Source organism: Nostoc sp., assembly GCF_036917515.1.
GTDB lineage: Bacteria > Cyanobacteriota > Cyanobacteriia > Cyanobacteriales > Nostocaceae > Nostoc.
Window position 1 is genome coordinate 23,594 of the sequence record NZ_JBALDE010000210.1, and the last position, 21,274, is coordinate 44,867.

The 21,274-nt window shown below is 39.9% G+C and carries 12 protein-coding genes and 1 pseudogene; 7 read left to right on the forward strand and 6 right to left on the reverse strand.

Annotated elements, in window-relative coordinates; genetic code table 11:
- The first annotated feature begins 202 nt into the window (after positions 1 to 202).
- The 5 genes from V7K89_RS27490 to V7K89_RS27510 all read left to right on the forward strand — a co-directional run bounded on the left by V7K89_RS27490 (position 203) and on the right by V7K89_RS27510 (position 7,836).
- Positions 203 to 382 carry a hypothetical protein gene (locus tag V7K89_RS27490; RefSeq protein WP_335192882.1) on the forward strand — a complete coding sequence of 60 codons (180 nt, stop codon included), beginning with the start codon at positions 203 to 205 and terminating at the stop codon, positions 380 to 382.
- 496 nt (positions 383 to 878) lie between these two features.
- Positions 879 to 2,852: a PAS domain-containing sensor histidine kinase gene (locus V7K89_RS27495; protein ID WP_335192885.1), complete on the forward strand. Its 1,974-nt coding sequence runs from the start codon at positions 879 to 881 to the stop codon at positions 2,850 to 2,852.
- Positions 2,853 to 2,870: 18 nt separating this feature from the next.
- A complete protein-coding gene (locus V7K89_RS27500; protein ID WP_335192887.1) occupies positions 2,871 to 4,394 on the forward strand; it encodes a hybrid sensor histidine kinase/response regulator in 1,524 nt (507 codons plus the stop codon).
- 239 nt (positions 4,395 to 4,633) lie between these two features.
- Complete coding sequence (gene argJ / locus V7K89_RS27505; RefSeq protein ID WP_335192889.1) at positions 4,634 to 5,797, forward strand: bifunctional glutamate N-acetyltransferase/amino-acid acetyltransferase ArgJ; 1,164 nt, start codon at positions 4,634 to 4,636, stop codon at positions 5,795 to 5,797.
- An 842-nt stretch (positions 5,798 to 6,639) separates the two neighbouring features.
- Positions 6,640 to 7,836 (forward strand): FAD-dependent monooxygenase, encoded by a 1,197-nt coding sequence (locus V7K89_RS27510; RefSeq protein ID WP_335192891.1) that lies wholly within the window; start codon positions 6,640 to 6,642, stop codon positions 7,834 to 7,836.
- Between the two features lie 420 nt (positions 7,837 to 8,256).
- Here V7K89_RS27510 and V7K89_RS27515 read toward each other — a convergent pair whose 3' ends face one another.
- From V7K89_RS27515 to leuC, 6 genes are all read right to left on the reverse strand, one after another.
- Entirely contained in the window at positions 8,257 to 8,766 is a 510-nt protein-coding gene (locus V7K89_RS27515) for a DUF6174 domain-containing protein (RefSeq protein WP_335192893.1), read from the reverse strand.
- A 699-nt stretch (positions 8,767 to 9,465) separates the two neighbouring features.
- Positions 9,466 to 11,010 (reverse strand): calcium-binding protein, encoded by a 1,545-nt coding sequence (locus V7K89_RS27520; RefSeq protein ID WP_335192895.1) that lies wholly within the window; start codon positions 11,008 to 11,010, stop codon positions 9,466 to 9,468.
- A 548-nt stretch (positions 11,011 to 11,558) separates the two neighbouring features.
- Positions 11,559 to 11,993, reverse strand: coding sequence for a type II toxin-antitoxin system VapC family toxin (locus V7K89_RS27525; protein WP_335192897.1), 435 nt, complete (start codon positions 11,991 to 11,993; stop codon positions 11,559 to 11,561).
- Positions 11,990 to 13,912 (reverse strand): DUF4209 domain-containing protein, encoded by a 1,923-nt coding sequence (locus V7K89_RS27530; protein WP_335192899.1) that lies wholly within the window; start codon positions 13,910 to 13,912, stop codon positions 11,990 to 11,992. Before V7K89_RS27530 ends, V7K89_RS27525 begins: the two co-directional genes overlap by 4 nt.
- 104 nt (positions 13,913 to 14,016) lie before the next feature.
- Positions 14,017 to 14,625, reverse strand: a complete 609-nt coding sequence (leuD, locus tag V7K89_RS27535; RefSeq protein ID WP_335192901.1) for a 3-isopropylmalate dehydratase small subunit — start codon at positions 14,623 to 14,625, stop codon at positions 14,017 to 14,019.
- A 111-nt stretch (positions 14,626 to 14,736) separates the two neighbouring features.
- Positions 14,737 to 16,140, reverse strand: coding sequence for a 3-isopropylmalate dehydratase large subunit (leuC, locus tag V7K89_RS27540; RefSeq protein ID WP_335192903.1), 1,404 nt, complete (start codon positions 16,138 to 16,140; stop codon positions 14,737 to 14,739).
- A 270-nt stretch (positions 16,141 to 16,410) separates the two neighbouring features.
- Between leuC and V7K89_RS27545 the strand changes: the two genes are divergently transcribed.
- Both V7K89_RS27545 and V7K89_RS27550 read left to right on the forward strand, forming a co-directional pair.
- Positions 16,411 to 17,766: an ATP-binding protein gene (locus tag V7K89_RS27545; RefSeq protein WP_335192905.1), complete on the forward strand. Its 1,356-nt coding sequence runs from the start codon at positions 16,411 to 16,413 to the stop codon at positions 17,764 to 17,766.
- A 90-nt stretch (positions 17,767 to 17,856) separates the two neighbouring features.
- Positions 17,857 to 21,192, forward strand: a pseudogene (locus tag V7K89_RS27550) (nSTAND1 domain-containing NTPase); the annotation flags it as partial.
- Positions 21,193 to 21,274 lie beyond the last annotated feature (82 nt).

The following is a 21,274-nucleotide window of genomic DNA, read 5'->3' on the forward strand; positions in this document are numbered from 1 at the left end:
TCTAACCGCAGACGCACATTAATCACAATTGGTGTGCGTTTTGTCTAGTAGATCAGATCATTGACTAGTTGGTAAGTAGGTGGGCGTAAATATTTGTCGTTGGGATAAGGCAGGAGGCAGGAGGGAAGAGGGTTTTAGCCTTGTTCGTTTTTGTTAACATAGTTTGGTTTTATTCTGCCGACCTACTTAGGTTTTGACAAAGGTGCGATCAACAGATCGTCTAGCAAAAAAATTAATGATGGTTGGGCGACTGCGTTTAACAACGTCTGCCAAGTATTCCTATGTCCAAGCTTTAGTTTTAAATGCTTGTTCAGCTTTTTTTAACCCTGTTCTCGATGCCTTAAGCGATCGCGCCATAGCTGTGAGTGCAACTTTGACATAACTATTACACAACTCTAACAGCCTACTTTGTCCAAAGCTTTTTATGACAGATTAATAGTGCTGACCTACCCAAACTGAGGTGAGGTACCCGAAAATACACGTATACAGCTAGATTAAAATTAGATTATTATATAATCGAAATATTACTGTGATTGTTGAAGGTTTTTATATATGTAAATGGTTGATTTCAGAGGATATACGGTAACAATAACCAAAGCGATCGCGGTACTTTAATTTTAATAAATCTTATATTAGTCAGATTAAAAAACTCAGGGAAGATGACGAAAACAGAATATAAAAGCTCGAACTACTACTCGATTCTAGCCTAAAACTAGTACGGTAAAACTCTGACGAATGCCAAACGTAGTTCTCCTTTAGAATGTGAGAGCTACTCTCTAGGCGTATGCTATGCACGTCTACAGAGGTCTGAGGCTAAAAACCTCTTCTTTCGCACTTCAGGCTTTGGTGAAGACTTGTGCAATGTGTAGGTTTTTATAATGGAATTTTTAAATAATTTTTTCTCTACTAGCCAGTTTATTCCCCACGGACATTGCTATCTCTGGAAACCAGGATTAGTGTGGTTGCATCTGATTTCAGATGTGTTAACTGGACTTGCTTATTATTCAATTCCAGTGATGTTGGTTTCTTTTGTCCGTAAACGGCGAGATATGCCTTTCGGCTCGATATTTTTAATGTTTAGCACATTCATCGTTGCTTGTGGCACAACCCATTTAATGGATGTATGGACGCTTTGGTATCCTACCTATTGGCTATCAGGGTTACTCAAAGCTCTCACCGCTTTTATCTCCGTATTAACGACTATAGAGCTTATGTCATTAATGCCGCAGGTGCTGGCTCTACCGAGTCCGGCTCAACTAGAGGCTGCAAACTACCAACTAGCAAAGGAAATTGCTGAACGCATACGGACTGAGAAGGTGTTGAGGGAAAGCGAACAACGCTGGCAATTAGCTTTGCGCGGCAATAATGATGGAATTTGGGACTGGAATGTTAAAACTAATGAAGTTTTCTTCTCGGCTCGCTGGAAAGAAATGCTCGGTTACGAAGACCACGAAATTTCTAATCATTTAGATGAATGCGTGACACGCGTACATCCGAACGATCTTGACTGGGTGAAACAAGCGGTTCAAGATCACTTTGCTCAGAAAACACCGTTTTACATTACCGAGTATCAAGCTTTATGTAAAGATGGCACCTATAAATGGATTTTAGATCGAGGGCAAGCACTGTGGGATGAAGATGGTAATGTAGTACGAATGGCAGGCTCGCATACTGACATTACCGATCGCAAGCAAGCAGAGGAGACATTAAATAGCCTACTTAACCAACTAGAAAGCATGGTTGAAGAAAGGACAGCAGAGTTAACAAAAATCAACGAATCATTACACACAGAAATTACTGAACGCCAGCGAATAGAAGAAGCATTGCGAGAGAGCGAACAGCGATTTCGTGCTGCATTCCATCAAGCTGCTGTTGGCATTGCCCATGTCGCAATCGATGGAAGCTGGTTATTAGTTAATCAGAAGCTCTGCGATCTTCTCGGTTACACACTCGAAGAACTACAGTTGTTAACTTTCCAAGATATTACTCACCCAGACGATCTTAATACTAACCTGAAATATGTTGAGCAGATTTTAGCAGATAATATTCAAACTTACTCAATGGAAAAGCGCTATTTCCGCAAAGATAATTCCATAGTATGGGTTAATCTTACTGTGTCTTTAATGCGCGAATCTAATAGGGAGCCAAAATATTTTATTTCTGTGGTTGAAGACATTAGCGAACGGAAAGCCGCGCAGCGCGAACGTAAGCAGTGGGAAGAGCAAATTAAAGTATCACTATTAGAAAAAGAGGTGTTATTAAAAGAAATTTACCATCGAGTCAAAAATAATTTACAGGTTATTTCTAGTCTGCTAAATCTGCAATCTGCATATATCAAAGACAAAGAAGATTTGGTAATATTTCAACAAAGCCAGCAGCGGATTGCATCAATGGCTCTCGTTCATGAAAAATTGTATCAATCTCAAGACTTAACAAAGATCAATTTGGGTGAATATATTCGAGATTTAGTAGCCAGTTTATTTGCTGCTTATGAAGTCAATGAAGATGCGATCGCTTTGACAATAAATACCGAAGATTGTATTTTTATCGGTTTAGATACAGCAATTCCTTGTAGCTTAATTATCCATGAACTTGTATCTAATTCTTTAAAATATGCATTTATAAAAGGTAGTAATGGTGCAATCAAGATTGAAATTAAGAAAATAGTTAATAATAATTTAATGCTGATAGTTAGTGATAACGGTATTGGCTTACCACCAAACTTTGATTTTAAAAAACTTGCATCATTAGGATGGGAGTTGGTGGATGCTTTAACTAATCAGTTAGCAGGAAATATCAATATTATAGGCTCTACTGGAGTAGAGTTTCAGATGACATTTCCTTTACCATAAATACACAATTAATAAAAGATGACAAAGGCAAAAATTTTAGTTGTGGAAGATGAAGCTATTGTTGCTAAAGACTTACAATATCGGCTTAATAAATTTGGTTATACAGTTCCTGCTATTGCTTCTTCAGGAGAAGAAGCGATTAATATAGCAAGAGAAATATTTCCAGATTTAGTCCTGATGGATATCAAACTTAAAGGATCAATGGACGGGATACAAGCTGCTGAAGAAATTTATAAGCGTTTGGATATTCCAGTAATTTATTTGACTGCTTATGCAGATGAAAACACTTTGGAACGAGCTAAGATAACTGAGCCATTTGCCTACCTACTGAAACCTTTTAAAGAAAGAGAATTACAAACAAATATTGAAATAACTTTGACTAAACATAGTTTAGAAAAGCAATTAAAAGTTAATAAGAAATGGCTGGATGCACTTTTAAAAAGTATCAGCGATGGTGTAATTGCTAGCGATTTAGAAGATTTAATTACTTTTATGAATCCGGTTGCAGAAAAGTTGACTGGATGGAAACAGGAAGAAGCTTGTGGCAAAAATTCCTCAGAAGTATTTAATATTGCTAATGGCGAAACTCATAACCCTATTGAAAGTCCGATTATAAAAGTTCTTCAAGATGGTACGATAGTTAATCTTCCTGAAGAAACAATTTTGATTACTAAAGATGGTACAGAAATACCAATTGATGACAGCGCTGCACCGATTAAAGATGACAAAGATAATATTACAGGCGCTGTATTAGTGTTTCGAGATATTACTGAGCGCAAACGAGCGATTGAGGCGCGTCAAAAGCAAATTGAACAAGAACAACTTGTGGTGCAATGGGAAGAGATAAATCAACTTAAAAATGACTTTTTGAATTTAGTTTCTCACGAACTGCGCTCACCTCTAAATAATATCAAAATGATGATTCAAATGATACAACTATCCAATAATACTGAGTCAGATCAACGCTATCTAAAATTAATGGAAAGCGAGTGCGATCGCGAACTAGAATTAATTAACGATCTACTAGACTTACAACGGCTAGAAAGCTCATCCTATCCAGTTATTATACCTAATGCGTTGCTCTTACAACAGTGGTTACTTTGGATTATCGAGCCGTTTCAAATCCGTGTTCAAGAACATCAGCAAACTCTACAGTTGAATCTCCCTGCAAATCTCCCGCCGCTATTTTCAGATGCTATTAGCTTGGAACGCATCGTAGTAGAATTGCTCAATAATGCCTGTAAATATACACCTGCAGGTGGTGAAATTGTTTTAAGTGTAAGTCACAATTCCTCGGAAGCACCTGCAAAAACTATTATTACTGTCAGTAATTCAGCAGAAATTCCGGTGACAGAGTTATCACGAATATTTGATAAATTTTATCGTCTTCCTAGTGCAGATATCTGGAATCAAGGTGGTTCAGGATTAGGTTTATCTATAATAGAGAAGTTAGTCGAACAATTGCAAGGAAACATTCAAGTAGAAAGTGGCAATGGATGGACTATGTTCACTCTTACATTAACTGATATCATGTCTGGTTAAACACTTATAATATCTGTAGGTTGGGGAGCCACTGCGTTGGACGGGTTTCCCGGCTTGAAGCAAGTGGCGTTTGAAAAACGTAGACCCAAAAAGACTGACCGCAGGGTAAACCAACATTTGATCCTTGTTTATGTTGGGTTTCACTGATGTTCAACTTAATCTACATTGATAGATTTTATTACAAGTAATAACCTAAACTTAATATAAGATAATTAAAGCAAATTATTAAATATCAAAAAATGCCATTAACTATATCTTCCACACCTCAAGGTTTTAGTACATTCATCACTAATTTGGGAATACGAGATACAACTGATGATTTTGTATTTATTAAATCATCAGTTCCTTGTGTTGCAGATGGAGTCTTTACTCAAAGTCTTTTTGCTGGACCAAGTGTTACTATTAGCCGTGATAACTTAAAAGATTCACAAGCACAAGGAATTGTCGTTATATCTAAAAATGCAAATGTAGCTAATGGTTCTGTAGGCATCGCTAACGCTCAAGAGGTTCTGCAATTAGTTGCAACTGAAACTGGAATTGCTGCACATAATATTGTGATAGCTTCTACAGGTGTAATTGGCAGACGTTACCCTATTGAAAAAATCCGGGCTGGTTTATTAGGATTGGGTAAAAAATTGACTGATGCTGATTTTCATGCCGCAGCCCGTGGTATTATGACCACCGATACAGTAGCGAAACTAGCTACACGGCAAATAGGAAATGCCAAGCTAGTAGGAATTGCCAAAGGTGTTGGCATGATTGAGCCTAATATGGCTACCCTCCTAACTTTCTTTTTTACTGACGCTGCAATTTCTACAAATAGCCTTCGTTCTATTTTTCGCTCTACTATAGATAAAACTTTTAATTGCCTGAGTGTAGACACTGACACTTCTACTAGTGACTCTGCTGTGATTCTTGCTAATGGTTTAGCAGGTGAAGTTTCAGAACCAGATTTTAAGAGTGCATTGCAAGAAGTTGCACAGGAATTAGTCCTGAAAATTGCAAGAGATGCAGAAGGTGCTACTAAGATAATTCAGGTGACTGTAGATTCAGCAATTAACTATGCACAAGCTAAAACAGTAGCGAAAGCAATTGTAAATTCACCATTAGTAAAAACTGCTGTTTACGGAGCAGATCCGAATTGGGGAAGAGTTGCTATGGCTATAGGCAAATGTGAAAATGAACAGCAGATAAATCCAGAAATAGTTATTATTCGTTTTAATAATGTGAAAGTTTATCCTAGTAGCTTAACTGAGGCAAATCTAGAACAGTTACGTAAAATTATGTCTAAAGATAAAGTAGATATTCATGTTAGTCTTAATATTGGTGAATCCTCTGCAACTGTATGGGGTTGCGATCTTTCAGAGGGTTATATAGAAATTAATGGTAAATACTCAACTTGATTAAACTTCTTGCACAAATACAAAATTTGCCCGCAACTCCTTCTCCCAAAATTGTCAGAGGGGAGTGTATCGTAGATAAGGGTCAATTAGTGCAGGACGATTTTTCATTAAACCTCTTGCAAAAGTCCCTAATATCATGTCCGGTTAAAGACTTATCATTAAGATCGCAGGGGGGCAGAGGAGCTTCAGGTGCAGAGGGGAGGGGTTTTTGAGCTTTCTGCATAGATTTGGAAGTTATAACTATAAGACTTACGCAAAAAAACTCTCAAACTCTTATTTCTCGGTGTTCTCTGTGGTTCGATTTTCCGTTGTTTATGCGTAAGTCCTGAACTAATTAGTCGGACATGATATAATACTCCACCCGCAGCCCTCCCCGATGCCTTGGGGAGGGGAGCGTTTGCTTTACTCAAATGTGGGGTGGGGTTTTTATTTTTGATTTATGCAAGAGGTCTAATTCGCAACAAAAACGATCGCCATTCTGGCAAAACCTTATCGATCGTGAATTATTTCATCTATAGGGGTCTAGATTTATGCCCTTGAGCTTTTTGAAATTTATAACGACAAACACGATATTAATAAGAAACATTGGAATGTTTCTCACAAACATTGCAACATTCCTCACAACTATTGGAATGTGTCTCACAAACATTGCAATATTAATACGAAACATTGCAACATTCCTCACAAACATCACGATATTAATAAGAAACATTGCAATGTTTATAAGAAACATCATGAGTTTCTTTTGCTGGTGTCTCGCCTGGTAAGAGATAAAAAGTCTGCGGTTCTTCTAGCTAGACTTTCTGAGATTTATAATCAAGAGTGAATTCTGACTTAATAATATGAACACAAATCTCACTCAGAAATTATCCCAACCCCTAGTAAAGAAAGTTGCGATTGTCGGTGCTGGCCCAGGCGGTTTGGCTGCTGCGATCGCACTGAGAAGCCAAGGGATAGAGGTTCAAGTATACGAAAAAGCCCAAGAATTTCGTCCGGCGGGAACTGGACTAGGACTAGCTCCGAATGGCTTGAATTCTCTAGATGCGATCGCACCGGGAATTGTCGAAACTCTCAAAAGTTCAGGATGCCAGGTTCACCACACGGTTTTAAAGAATATTCAGTCTGAGACAATGCGAACTAATGCAACTAAATATATAGAACAATACGGACAACCTTTGTTAACTATTTGGTGGTATCGTCTACAGCAAGTTTTAGCATCGAGATTGCCGCCTGACATCATTCACCTCAATCATCGCTGCATCGGTTTTGAGCAAGATGCAAACGGTGTAAAAATTCATTTTGATGGTAAAAAATCAGTAGATGCAGATTTGCTGATTGGGGCTGATGGCGTTAACTCTGTCATTAGAGAAACTTTATTTGGCGAGGGTAAGCCTAATTATATCGGTAGTATGTGTTGGCGTGCCGTCATCAAATATCGCCACGAGCTATTTAATGACTATGAACTAGTTTTTGTTAAAGGCAATCAACAGTTTATGTACCTTCTCAATGTGGGCGGTGGCTATACCAGTTGGATTAGTCGGAAGTTTTCGCCTGAGTACTCCCTTTCCCATAGCGCTGATGAAGTGAAATCTCGTATTCTCCATGAATTAGCCGACTGGGATAAATCCTTGCGAGCGGTGGTAGAAGCGACACCAGCCGAGGAAATTTGGGAAGGGCCAATTTGCGATCGCCCACCGTTAACTCAATGGAGTCAAGGCAGAGTGACTCTCTTGGGCGATGCTGCTCATCCAATGGCACCAGCAATGGCACAAGGAGCCAATACCACTTTTGAAGATGCATACCAACTGCGAGAGTGTTTTTTTAATTCAGCTAATCTGCAAGAAGCTCTGACTAGCTACGAACAGTGTCGCATCGAGCGGACAAAACTCATTCAAGCTCGTAGTGCCTTGGGTGAAATGCGGTACTATGACATTAACACCGTGGCATCTACTGGACAGACGCAAGAGCGCCAAATGAGTCTTAATAATGATGATTTTCACAAATGGGTGTACAACTTTAAGCCATCTGTAAAAAGTTAAATTTTAGTGTGGTATTAGTAAAGTTACTTTTATCACAATTAGCGCATAAATTTACAGCAAGCGCTAATCTTATTGAGTAATTTGAGATTATCAGAAGTGACTGTTTTTAGTCAAGCCCTCAAACACAACAAATTCGTGTAATAATTGAGAATTACTCGCACAAAATCAACATAACTTCATCTAATTGCTAATTTTTATGAAAAGCTAATAGCGATCTAATACAGCTCGGATAAGCTCAAAACCCAGATGTAGAAACGCAATTTATCGCGTCTTGAAATACCAATTATCTAGATGAATAACCATTAATCCCAGTGTATTTAATTGCTATTAGCTTTTTGGGGTAAATTGAAGTATTAAATCTCGCTTTGGAGTTGCTAATTTACCCTTATTTTTGGTCAAAATTGAGCGCAAGTAATCAGTTTAGCGTCTAGTTTGAAGTTCCTGAAAATTCTCAATTGTCAAAAAGATTTCTTCATCAGCTATTTGACTATTGTAATCGATATTAATTTTAGTTGGATAGCCAAGTTTAGCATTGTATTCTACATCTAGGTTGGATGCCTTACGGTTGATAGCATCTTGAATTACATTAAAAAGTTCGGGAATTGTGTCGTATTTTTGAAAGAATTGCGGATTAACTGGTTTACCGGTAGCTACAGAAGTGATTGAAGTTGTTTGACCATTACGTACTCGAATAATTACTGGACCTCTTGCATCTGGTATGCAGAAGCAACTGTTGCTAACTGTAATGCGATAGTTATAAATATTTGCCTGCTCCCACAAACGTTTATTAAATCTCAACCGTCTTGAATTCAAGCTATTATTCGTTGGGCTTTGATATTGGGCTTTCTCTGCGGTAGTTTCGGATATAGCTGTTAGGTTCAGACCTAGAGATAGCAATAGTGTTGCACTGATAATGATAGGTAAACGCATATTAATCGATTTCTTCGTTATACAAACTCTAACTATTATTATACTACAGAAAGTTTCAATTTTTGTACGAGAGGCAGTTGAAATAAACTTTATCTTTTAATTATTTTTTTCGTAGATAAATCAACCTGCATTTTGAAGAATATCCATCCATCATCCAACTTTCAAGACATAAATTAATAACTTTACCGAAATATTTTTGAACGCCCAAAATTGCCCCATTTTCCAAAGCGATGCCTACGGCTGGACCTACACAGTAATTCTTAAGTTTTTCGTATCTATCTGGATTGAACTAATGAAAAAACAAAGAAACAAGAGACTTTCAAGCCTATACAGTATAAATTACAGTAGTTTGCAAGTAACTTAAATACAAAACGTAGAACTCACGCATCAAATGTAAAGCAATACAGTTCAGAATGAGTAATAAAACCTAGATGTAGAGACGCGATTTTTCGCATGTTGAAAGATCAATTATCTACACTAATAATCCTTAACCCAAGCGTATTGAAATATAAAGAGTGTCTGCCTTCTGCCTCTGCAACTTCATACTTCATGCAAAAGAAAATTGCTGTATAATCCTCCCCGTACTTGAAATATGAGGAGGATTCAACGATCCCAAATTAGCAATATTGATGATTGCTAATTAGGATTTAGTTGTAAGCTTGCAGATATGCCTTAGCTTCTATGGATTTTGAGATGTGTTTACGCAACGATCTCAAAGTTTGTAGCTGATAATACTGGTGGGGCTGTGAGTTGATTGTTATCGTTATCAATGGTGGCAAACAGACTACCTGTCCCCAAGCCTGGTGATGTCAAGTTTTGGTTGAAGAACAAGTTGCCAGTTCCAAGACTATAAGTAATGAGTCCATAGCTAGTTGCAGCTGCTGCATCATTAGCTACTATTGTAATTTGGTATGGATTATTGAGTCCGGTAAAAGTTGTCTTATCGAGGACAATTTTATCGCTATAGTTGCTGAAGTCAGTAATTTTATTTACACCGAGGTCGGCACTATTGTACCCAGCACCTGAGTTAAATACAAAGCGATCGCCACCAGCACCACCAGTCAGGATGTCATTACCTTTACCACCTCGTAATATATCGTTACCAGCATCTCCATAGAGATTATCATTGCCAGCACCACCATAGAGAATGTCATTACCCTCACCACCGAAGGCTCTCAACGGTGTCGCTGTGCCACTACCATCAAGGAAGTCATTGCCAGCCCCACCTGTAAACCATACCGCATTTACAGAAGTTGCTGACAAGTTATTGACATCGAGGATGTCATCACCTCCACCACCATTGATTTCAAACCTCTCTGCACTGTCTACAGTCAAAGTGAAGGGAACCAAGTTCAGCCGATCAAAGATTGCTCTACCTTGAGCATCTTGTTGCAGGCGGAAGTTGTCTCCTACAGGCGCGCCGTTGACCTCAACCACGTCATAGCCAGCATTACCACTGATTCTGTCGCTACCATCACCATTGTTCCAGATCAGGCGATCGTTGCCGTTTCCACCAGTGAAGGTGTCGTTGCCACGATTTCCAAGTATGGTATCGTTTCCATCCCCACCAGATAGATAGTCGATACCATCGCCACCTCGTAACAGATCGTTACCAGTATCACCATAGAGGTTGTCATTGCCAGTACCACCTGTCAAGCTATCATTACCCTCACCACCAAAGGCTCTTAACGGTGTCGCTGTGCCACTACCATCCAGCACATCATTTCCAGCCCCGCCTGTGAACCATACCGCATTTACAGAAGTTGCTGACAGATTGTTGACATCGAGGATGTCATCACCACCTCCACCATTGATTTCAAACCTCTCTGCACTGTCTACAGTCAAAGTGAAGGGAACCAAGTTCAGCCGATCAAAGATTGCTCTGCCTTGAGCATCTTGTTGCAGGCGAAAGTTGTCTCCTACAGGCGCACCGTTGACCTCAACCACGTCATAGCCAGCATTACCACTGATTCTGTCGCTACCATCACCATTGTTCCAGATCAGGCGATCGTTGCCGTTTCCACCAGTGAAGGTGTCGTTGCCACGATTTCCAAGTATGGTATCGTTTCCATCCCCACCAGATAGATAGTCGATACCATCGCCACCTTGTAACACATCGTTACCAGCATTTCCATAAAGGCTGTCATTTCCACCCAAACCATTGAAGTTATCAGAAGCGCTATTACTAATACCTACATCTGCTCCATTAGTCGGTCCTGGGCCAGGAATCCAAGTTACTGCCATGATTAATACTCCTAATTCTTAATTTATCTAAGTGAACAATGAGTTCCTAATACTTCATTTTTAAGAAAAGTATAGAAGTACTAGTTTCTGCCTACTAACTACAAAACTTCTAGTTTTTAGCTCCTAAGTATTAATCAGAGATATGTTCTTCTTTTATGCAGAAGATTGGTTTTTGTAAAATTTCTTCACGATGAATTTTAAAGACAGACCTGACCTTTTCACGTCATTTTAAAAAGAGAGAATAGCTTGTGAATGCCTTTTACAAGCTAGCTTTCGACTATTGAACGATTTTCGTTAAAGTTTAAAATAGTGCTTCTAATCTGCGAGGATTAAATACATATTTGTTAAAATTACAACTTAATAACTAAGTATATACATAGCTTCAGATGTATTGATTAAACAGTCGCAAATCACTTTTATAAAAAGAACCAAATTTCATTAAAAGCAATGCCAAAAAAGAATTTCAAGCGTTCTGACAGAACGTACAATCAATATATTACTAATGTAATAGACATTACATTCAAGACAGGATTTAGTGTCATGTGTTTTTAAGAATACCCATCCATAGTCCAATCTTCTAGATATAAATTAGGAACTTTGCTAAAATCTTTTTGATTACGCGTAACCAAAATTGCCCCCTTAGCCAAAGCGATCGCAGCAATTCTTAAGTCTTGTGTACCTATCTGGATTTTTTGCCAGCGCAAACTTTGGTAGCAATTGTATGCTGCCTCATCAAACTCCAGCAAATTCATACTACAAAAGTAAATCTGGGTTCTTCGCAAATTTCTATGAGCAACTGCTAAAAATTGTGGTTGATTAGCACATCTACTGATAGAAGCTAATCTGCCTTTTAATTGTTCTTCGAGTGTAACTGTCGTAACAAATATGTTGGAACTGCCAACAACTTGAGCGCGTTGTAGAATTTTAGAATTACCATGTTGAGAAAGAGTAACATGATCGGTATCGAGGATATATAGACTCAAGCTGAGTGATTCTCCTCTAAAGAAGCTTCATAAGCAGCGACTTCTGCATCTAATTCACATCGATTTGCATCCATATCTTCTACAAAATCATCAAAAAGTGGGTCATCTTTGAAAATACCATCAAACTTAACCCAAGGATTGGACTCTTCAACCTGCTGTTCATGTTTCAACATTGGCAAACAACAAAGCCGTAATGTGACCCACCATAAGTAAGACATGATAGGGCTGTTGAACTCATTATCATTAATTAAACCATGAGCCATACGGTTTCTTAAATTTGAACCTGAACGCTCAATTAGCAAGCCTTGAAGATCAAAAAGTGCGTCTTCATTAAAAATTGAGTTTATTTGTGGATAGTTCTGAGGGAAAAGAGTAGTATTCAAATCACGCTCATCTTCAATTCCCTTATTGATGTCAATTTTTGAGGGTAACGCACCCTGCCTTCGGAGTAAATAACGGATAGAATTTTCAATTTGAGGAATGAGAATATGAGTGGATGTGAAGAAGTCTCCGATTAGTCCAGCGTAAAGCCCTTTTGCAAACTGATATTCTCTCCCAGGAGGTACAAAGAGGTTGTTTGAAACAAATGGAAATAAGTCTTTTACTTCTACACTATGTTCCAGATTTATTTGATCCCTAGCTGGCTCAATGTAAGCTTGGGCGTAAAGTTTGTGATAGAGAACTGCATTCCTGTACATCTCAAAACGAATTGCTTTCTCTGCTTCATCTGAATTACTAGATTGACGGGCTACAACCTTACCCATCTCATTCATAATTGTTATTGGCATGAACTGAAACAACAAAGGTGTCTTCTCCACGCTCTGCTGAAGGTATGAAACTTTAGGTGGAATTCCCAAAAGAGCTAAGGCAAATATTGCATCTTGAAATTTTTTGCCTTTAACATAGGTTCTAGCTAGTTCTACCTCAGCGCTGATATTAAACTGAGAAGATACTGTTATTAACTCATTCAAGGATTGTTTTTGATACTCTGGTAGAAGCTTACGAACTTCCTCATATCTAGCTTTTGCTGCTGCTTTTTCTTCCTCTGTACCTTGGCTTTTTAATATTTCAAATGCTTCCAACGCCTTTTGTAAATCATCTGATGCCTTTGAATAAGGCTGAGGGTGTTTTGTCAATGAATCTTTAGCTTCCTTTACATAAGTTTCGGCAGCAAGCATTCGTGCTGCGTGTGTCTGTTCAGCATTTTTGTCAATGCGATGCCATTCTGCTTTAATTTCCCAGTAGTTTCTTGCCTTATCCCAGTCTTGGGAAGATTCTGCTATAATTGCTGCTTTCTCAGCCAGAGCAGCGTATTTAGTTGGATTACCGAGTTTGTATTCTTGCAAAAGCTTCATAAGCTTTACTGACAACCACAGTGGATCTTCTCCGTTGTAGCGATTAAGAACTGCCTCTATATGTGCAACAACTAATTCAGGTTGATAATTAATTTTGCGTGCTAGCCGAAGCGCTCTTTCAATCCTCTCGAAACACCGACTCCATTTTTCAGGATCTTCTAATTCTGCGGCAGATTGTAAGTAGGCTGTAACAGCTAACCGTGACATTTGATAATTGCCCTTTTTGACCCAGAGAATGTCTGCAATTCGTGCTTGAAGTTCTGGATCTGATACTTCAGGAGCAATTTCAGTAAGAAAATTTAAATGTTCCTCAGTAAGATTTTGGAAAACTTCAGCAAAAAATTCCTCTGTTGATTCTGGCTTGATTGCAATACCAGTCACGAACGCCAAAATCTCAAAGACATACTGTTCTCTAACATTTCCTGCCTCTTTTGCTTCCTGTGTCTTATTCCAGAAAACTCTGTTGTAAGCAAGACATTCTTTTATTTCGCTGCTATTAACCACTTCTAGCCAGCGAGAGTTAATGAAATCTTCTTTAGTGAGAGGAGGGTTTATTAATGGCATAGTCTAGAATTACTTGGCTATATATCTACTATGCCAAATCTGAAATAATGTAGGTAAAATCTATAAATTAATATTCCCCAGCAGAGCCAGGGAACGAGAGAATATTAACTCGCGGTTAAATTGCTCCAACTGACGTAGGGTAATTTTGTAGCTGTTGCCCGAACTTGGTCAGCGTTAGCTACTAACTGACCGCAAGCGTCCCAAGTTCCAGAAATGAATGTGCTTCTTGTGCCTTCACCGATCGCAACTGAAACAATACGATCATCAATTTGCACTTGCAAGGTTTCCAAATTCACTGTTACGGCAGTTTGAGGATTAGCAGCAACTAAATCTTGCAGTTGTTTAATAGTAACAGCATCAGCTGTCACACAAGGTATGCCCATTGCCACACAGTTACCAAAAAAGATTTCGGCAAAGCTTTCACCGATTAAAGCTTGGATTCCCCATTTTGCGATCGCTTGGGGTGCATGTTCCCGTGATGAACCACAGCCAAAATTTCTATTGACTATTAAAATATTCGCGCCTTGGTACTGGGGTTGATCAAAGGGATGTTCGCCTTTAAGTGCTGTCCGGTCGTCGATAAACGCGCCTTCGCCTAACCCATCAAAGGTAACAGCTTTCAAATATCGCGCGGGAATGATGCGATCGGTATCTATATCATTGCCCACTAAGGGTATACCGCGCCCCGAAATTGTTTTAACTTCACTTACCATAGATTTTATCTATTATTTCAATGACAGTCTGTTGAAAAAAGGATGAGGGAGATCAGGGGACAAGGGGAATAACCAATGCCCCATGCCCAATCCCCCATGCCCTTTTGAAAATTACAACAACTCGCGCACATCAGAGACTTCGCCTTTAATCGCAGCAGTGGCGACCATCGCCGGACTCATTAACAATGTCCGACCGGAAGAGGAACCCTGTCTTCCTTTAAAGTTGCGGTTGGAGGAAGAAGCGCTGATTTGTCTTCCTTGTAGCTTATCGGGGTTCATGGCCAAGCACATGGAACATCCTGGTTCGCGCCACTCAAATCCGGCTTCCTGAAAAATTTTATCCAATCCTTCAGCTTCTGCTTCTTCCTTCACCCTTTCCGAACCAGGGACAACAAAGGCTTTGATTCCCTCTGCAACGTGGCGACCTTTGGCGATTTTCGCCGCTTCTCGCAAATCACTAATTCTGCCGTTGGTGCAACTACCAATAAAACAGACATCGATTTTTGTACCCTTGATTGCTTGACCAGGATATAAATCCATGTAGCGGTAAGCTTCTTCAGCAATAAATCGGTCTTCTTCCAGCAGTTCTTCCGGTTGAGGTACTGACTGGTTGACACCGATACCTTGACCGGGAGTAATCCCCCAGGTGACGGTAGGAGGAATTTCCGCAGCGTCGAATACCACTACATCATCGTATTGGGCATCAGTATCACTCTTGATGGATTTCCACCAAGCCACTGCTTGATCCCAATCTGCATCTTTGGGAGCAAAATCTCTGCCTTTGAGGTAATCGTAGGTGACTTGATCAGGATTGACGTAGCCGCATCTAGCACCACCTTCGATCGCCATATTGCAGACAGTCATTCTCTCTTCCATATTCATTTGCTCAAAGGTCGTACCTGCAAATTCATAAGCGTAACCCACACCACCTTTAACACCAAGGGTGCGGATGATATGCAAGATGACATCTTTGGCGTAAACTCCTGGGTTGAGAGTGCCGTTAACTTCAATTTTGCGGACTTTCAGTTTCGAGAGGGCGAGGGTTTGGGAAGCAAGAACATCCCGGACTTGGCTAGTACCAATACCAAATGCGATCGCACCAAATGCCCCATGACTGGAAGTGTGACTATCTCCACAAGCGATCGTCATTCCAGGCTGAGTGAGTCCAAGTTCGGGAGCGATGACGTGAACTATACCCTGACTGCCAGAACCAATATTATAAAAATTGATGCCATTTTCTTGACAGTTATTTTCCAGCGCCTGAATCATTTCCTCTGCTAAGTCATCGGCAAAGGGACGCGCCTGATTTTCTGTGGGCACAATATGATCGACTGTGGCAACAGTCCGCTGTGGAAACAGTACTTTTAGACTTCTCTCGCGTAACATAGCAAAGGCTTGGGGACTGGTGACTTCATGAATTAGATGAAGCCCGATAAATAGTTGCGTCAGCCCTGAGGGAAGTGTACCAACGGTGTGTAAGTCCCAAACTTTGTCAAACAGGGTACCTTTGCTCATACGTCAATCAGTATTTAAAGAGTCCGGACTTAAATAGTATCAAAAAAAAGTCTCGGTTTTTACAGATTGCTTCATATTACTTACAGCTTTGCAGTTGAGGGGTGAAATTTAAGCGCAAAGTACACAGAGAATTTACGAATGAAATTTACTCGCCTTTTAGGCAGCAAAAGCGCAAATTATCCGAAATATTGAGATGCAAAGATGTAAATAACTTTATCCTTTTACACAAGGATATGTTAATACAATACCAGATTATTGCACTACCAGGTTATGTCCATAGATTTACGGGAATTTTATCAGGCTAGCGATCCCAGCAGAACTCTGTTTGTCAGCAATAGCTCTGATGGCAAGTATTATATAGATTTTTCCTCGGTACGAGGTGGTGATATTCTTGGCAAGCTGAAGCAGAAAATTACTTTTTTTAAGCCGAATGAACCCACTTGCACTTTATTTACTGGACATATTGGTTGTGGGAAATCGACAGAACTATTACGGTTACAGGCAGAACTGGAAAAGTTAGGTTTTCATGTGGTTTATTTTGAGTCCAGTGACGACTTGGAAATGACCGATGTCGATATTGCTGATGTGCTGCTAGCGATCGCTCGTCGTGTAAGTCAAAGTCTGGATAAAATAACCCTGGAGGCACCGAACAAATTTAATGAGTTGCTGCAAGGTGCTTGGAAGGTCTTAAACTCCGAGGTTACGGGGGTAAAAGTTAAGGTTCCAAATGTTGGCGATTTTGGTGTCACCTCCGAAAAAGAAAAACTTTCTCTATCTGTGGGTATTGGTGAAATCACCGCCAAGATGAAAAATGACCCCACGCTGCGCGAAAAACTCAATCAGTATTTAGCACCACAAAAAACTAAGCTGCTAGAAGCGATTAATCAAGAATTATTGGAACCTGCGATCGCTAAACTCAAACAGCAGGGTAAAAATGGTCTGGTGGTAATTGTCGATAATCTTGACCGCATAGATAATCGTGCCAAACCTTGGGGTCGTCCGCAGCAGGAATATTTATTTGTCGATCAAGGTGAGTTTTTGACAAGGCTTAATTGTCATCTACTTTACACCATGCCCTTGGCTTTGAAGTTTTCCAATGATTACGGAATGCTGACTCAGCGTTTCCCAGAAGATCCCAAGGTGTTACCAATGGTACCTGTACAAAAAACTGATGGCAGTGTTCATACACAGGGAATGGCACTCATGCAGCAGATGGTACTAGCTAGAGCTTTTCCTGACATGACGCCAGAGGAGCGTTTAAATAAAGTTACCGAGATTTTTGATAGTGCTGCAAGCCTAGAACGGTTATGTAAAATCAGCGGTGGTCATGTGCGGGACGTGCTGAGACTGCTGAATACCTGGATTATGGAAGAGATGAGTCTTCCCCTAACCCGTGAAACCTTAGAGCAAGTGATTCGTTCTCGGCGGAATGAAATCATGTTACCGATTTCTGAGGATGAGTGGCAATTGTTACGTCATGTCAAGGAAAGGAAAAAGGTGAGTGATGACCAGGGATATCAAAAACTGATTCGCAGTCGGTTTGTATTTGAATATCGGGATGGTGGCGAGACTTGGTTTGATGTTAATCCGGTTTTGGCAGAAGCAAGAGAGTTGAACGTTTCTTAACGGTAGGGTGTGTTACAGCGAAGCGTAACGCACCCTACATCTGCTATTCGCTTGGCTCTTTTAATCCAAAATTCCAAATTCCAAATTGGTATGACAGATTTACAGCAACCTGAAAATGAAAAGGGACTGCAACAATTAGCTTGGGCAATCGAGTCCTCTGTGGGACAGTTTAAGCTGATTTTGGCCCGGTGTAATTATGCTAGCTTGCGCGATCGCCTCATCCAGAAATTACGAGAAATTTGTCAAGTCGAAATTCGTGTCTTGACAGTGCAGCAATCGAACAGAACTCTTTATACTGCGATTCAGGAAGAATTCGGCGAAGAAATACCAGCCTGTGTGATGGTTGTGGGTTTGGAATCAGTACAGAATTTATCTGTGATGTTAACTTCAGCAAATCAGGTGCGGGAAGAGTTTCGCAAGAATTTTGCTTTTCCCTTAGTGTTGTGGATTGACGATGAAATCTACAAGCAACTAATACAGTTTGCGCCAGATTTGGAAAGTTGGGCAACTACAAGAGATTTTGCCATATCAACACAGGAATTAGTAGATTTTATTATCAAAACGGCTAATCAATGGTTTAGTAATAACTTAAAATTTAGCGTAGATGTATATATTAAACTGGAAACTGAGCTAGAAACGGCGCAAAGAGATTTACTCAACAAGCCAGATGTTTATAATTTAGAAATTCAAGCTAATTTAGAATCTTTATTAGGTTTTATCAAACAGATCAATAATCAAACAGATTCAGCTTTAAAGCATTATCACAAAGCTTACAAGCTTTGGCAGCATAGTAATAATTTAGAATTACAAGGAAAAATTCTCGGTGAGATTGGCTTTTGCTGTTATCTCAAAGCTTTTAAAAATCAAGATATTACTCCTCCAAATTGGCATAGAACTTGGCATTATATTCAAGAGTATATTAATTTTATTAACTACTTTTATAGCCCAAATTTAATTGCTAATTCAGTAGCTAAATTTGGTGATATCTTGCGAGACTTGCAAAAGTGGGAAACATTGCACAGCCTTTCTGAACAAGCTTTAGTAGTACATCAAACTAACAACCAGCTAAGGGAATTAGCCAAAGATTACGGTTTTTTAGCTGAGGTGGCTTTGGCTCAAAAAAACTGGGTTAAAGCAAATCAGCTTGTTCAGCAAGCCTTGGAAGTTTTTGCTGCGATTGCCAATCTACAACCAGCGAATATATCAGGGTTTTTATCTAATATTCCTGAAAGGGCTTTAGAGTCAAAAGATTTGAGTTTATATCAGTTTATTTTAGGTCGTTCTCAATATCATTTAGGTCAAATTCAACAGGCGACTCTTAGCTTAGAAACTGCTAGGGATGTGGGTAATCCCTTAGAAGATGTCAGGCTTTACTTGGATATTCTCAAGTTTTTGCAACAGCTTTACTTTGAGCAGAAAGAATATCTCCAAGCATACAAAATCAAACAGCAACGGCGTTCCATTGAACAGCAATTTGGCTTACGGGCTTTTATTGGTGCGGGGAGGTTAGAAGCTACAAAGCAGGCATTTGTAGAAAAATTGCGCTCAAATCCTCAAGGAAATATTGCCCCAGAAATTGCTGCGTCTGGTCGCCTGTTGGATGTAGAACGTTTGATTGAACGTATGGGTCGCCCTGATTATAAGCTGATAGTAATTCATGGGCAATCGGGTGTAGGCAAAAGTTCCCTGGTGAATGCGGGACTGATACCAGCTTTAAAGAATAAAGCGATCGGTACTCAAGATTATTTGCCGGTGGTAATGCGCGTTTATACCAACTGGGTAGAAGAGTTAGGGAAGCTTTTGGGAAATGGGGGAGATGAGGGAGACAACGGGACAAGGGGACAAGGGGACAAGGGGGAGTTAGAATCTCGTTCATCCACCTTTGAACTGGATGAATCCACCTTTGATACTCGTTCATCCACCTTTGAACTAGATGAATCCACCTTTAATACTCGTTCATCCACCTCAGAACTCCGTTCATCCACCTCAGAAACTCGTTCATCCACCTCAGAACTCCGTTCATCCACCTCAGAACTCCGTTCATCCACCTCAGATACTCGTTCATCCACCTTTGAACTGGATGAATCCACCTCAGAACTCCGTTCATCCACCTCGGAACTGGATGAATCCACATCAGAACTCCGTTCATCCACCTCAGATACTCAAAATCCCCAATCCCCAGTCCCCAATCCCCAGTCCCTAATCACTCAACTGCGCGAAAACGAACAGCGTAACCTCCGCACGGTGCTAATCTTTGATCAATTTGAGGAATTTTTCTTTGTTTACACCGAACCTGTACAAAGAAAGCAATTCTTTGAGTTTCTGGGAGAGTGTCTGAATGTTCTATCGGTGAAAGTTATCTTATCGCTGCGGGTGGATTACATTCATTACTTGCTGGAGTGCAATGATTTGTCCAGTCTGAAGATTATTGGCAATGACATTCTCAGTAATAATGTGCTTTACAAGTTGGGGAACTTCTCACCTGCTGATGCGAAGTCAATTATTCAGCGTTTAACTGAAAATACTAGTTTTCACTTAGAGGATGTTCTAGTTGAACAACTGGTGCAAGATTTAGCCGGGGAATTGGGTGAAGTTCGTCCTATTGAGTTGCAGGTTGTGGGGGCGCAACTACAAACGGAGAATATTACAACTCTGGCAGAATATCAACAGCTTGGCACTAAGGACGAATTAGTTAAGCGTTATTTGGATGAAGTTGTTAATGATTGCAGTGAAGAAAATCAGCAAGCAGCAGACATATTACTCTATTTGCTCACCGATGAAAAAGGAACTCGCCCACTCAAGACTCGGGCTGAGTTGGAACGCGATTTGCTCCCGTATTTCTTGGAGATCCCCCAAACCCCCCTTAAAAAACAAGACTTTATTTTTTCCATCCCCTTTTTAAGAGAGTCGCCGCAGGCAAAGGAATCGGAAACTAAGGAGAAACAAGCTTCTGAAATCAGTAAATTAGATTTGATTTTAGAGATTTTTGTCCAATCTGGCTTAGTGGTTTTGCTACCAGAAAACCCGGCTGACCATTATCAACTGGTACATGACTACATCGCCACCTTTATCCGCCAGCAACAGGAACCGAAGTTAAAGCAGGTAATGGCGGAACTGGAAAAGGAACGAAAAGAAAGAAAACTGAGTGAGGCGAAACTGAATAGCTTTCTTAAACGCGCCCTTTTTGGTTCCGTCGCCGCAGGATTAGGATTTGCTGGATTGGCAGTGGTAACATTCCAGTGGACAGTAGAGGCAAATGTTAATCTAATTAACGCCATCAATAATTCTTCTGAAGCCTTTTTTGCCTCTGAACAATACCCAGATGCTTTAATAACAGCCTTAAAGGCAAGTAATAAACTCAAGCATACAATTTGGGCACAGCACAGAAGCGATATCCGAATGCAAACTGTGGCTACTTTATACCAATTCTCTAAAATTGGACTACAGATGAGAGAATAAGAATAAACCAGATGAAGGATGAACAATGTCAGGGATATATCAGCTAGAA

What these genes read in the sequence shown, in the direction of transcription:
- V7K89_RS27495 (WP_335192885.1), top strand. Translation starts at nt 879, where the DNA reads ATGGAATTTTTAAATAATTTTTTCTCTACTAGCCAGTTTATTCCCCAC.
- V7K89_RS27500 (WP_335192887.1), top strand. Translation starts at nt 2,871, where the DNA reads ATGACAAAGGCAAAAATTTTAGTTGTGGAAGATGAAGCTATTGTTGCT.
- argJ (WP_335192889.1), top strand. Translation starts at nt 4,634, where the DNA reads ATGCCATTAACTATATCTTCCACACCTCAAGGTTTTAGTACATTCATC.
- V7K89_RS27510 (WP_335192891.1), top strand. Translation starts at nt 6,640, where the DNA reads ATGAACACAAATCTCACTCAGAAATTATCCCAACCCCTAGTAAAGAAA.
- V7K89_RS27515 (WP_335192893.1), bottom strand. Translation starts at nt 8,766, where the DNA reads ATGCGTTTACCTATCATTATCAGTGCAACACTATTGCTATCTCTAGGT.
- V7K89_RS27520 (WP_335192895.1), bottom strand. Translation starts at nt 11,010, where the DNA reads ATGGCAGTAACTTGGATTCCTGGCCCAGGACCGACTAATGGAGCAGAT.
- V7K89_RS27530 (WP_335192899.1), bottom strand. Translation starts at nt 13,912, where the DNA reads ATGCCATTAATAAACCCTCCTCTCACTAAAGAAGATTTCATTAACTCT.
- leuD (WP_335192901.1), bottom strand. Translation starts at nt 14,625, where the DNA reads ATGGTAAGTGAAGTTAAAACAATTTCGGGGCGCGGTATACCCTTAGTG.
- leuC (WP_335192903.1), bottom strand. Translation starts at nt 16,140, where the DNA reads ATGAGCAAAGGTACCCTGTTTGACAAAGTTTGGGACTTACACACCGTT.
- V7K89_RS27545 (WP_335192905.1), top strand. Translation starts at nt 16,411, where the DNA reads ATGTCCATAGATTTACGGGAATTTTATCAGGCTAGCGATCCCAGCAGA.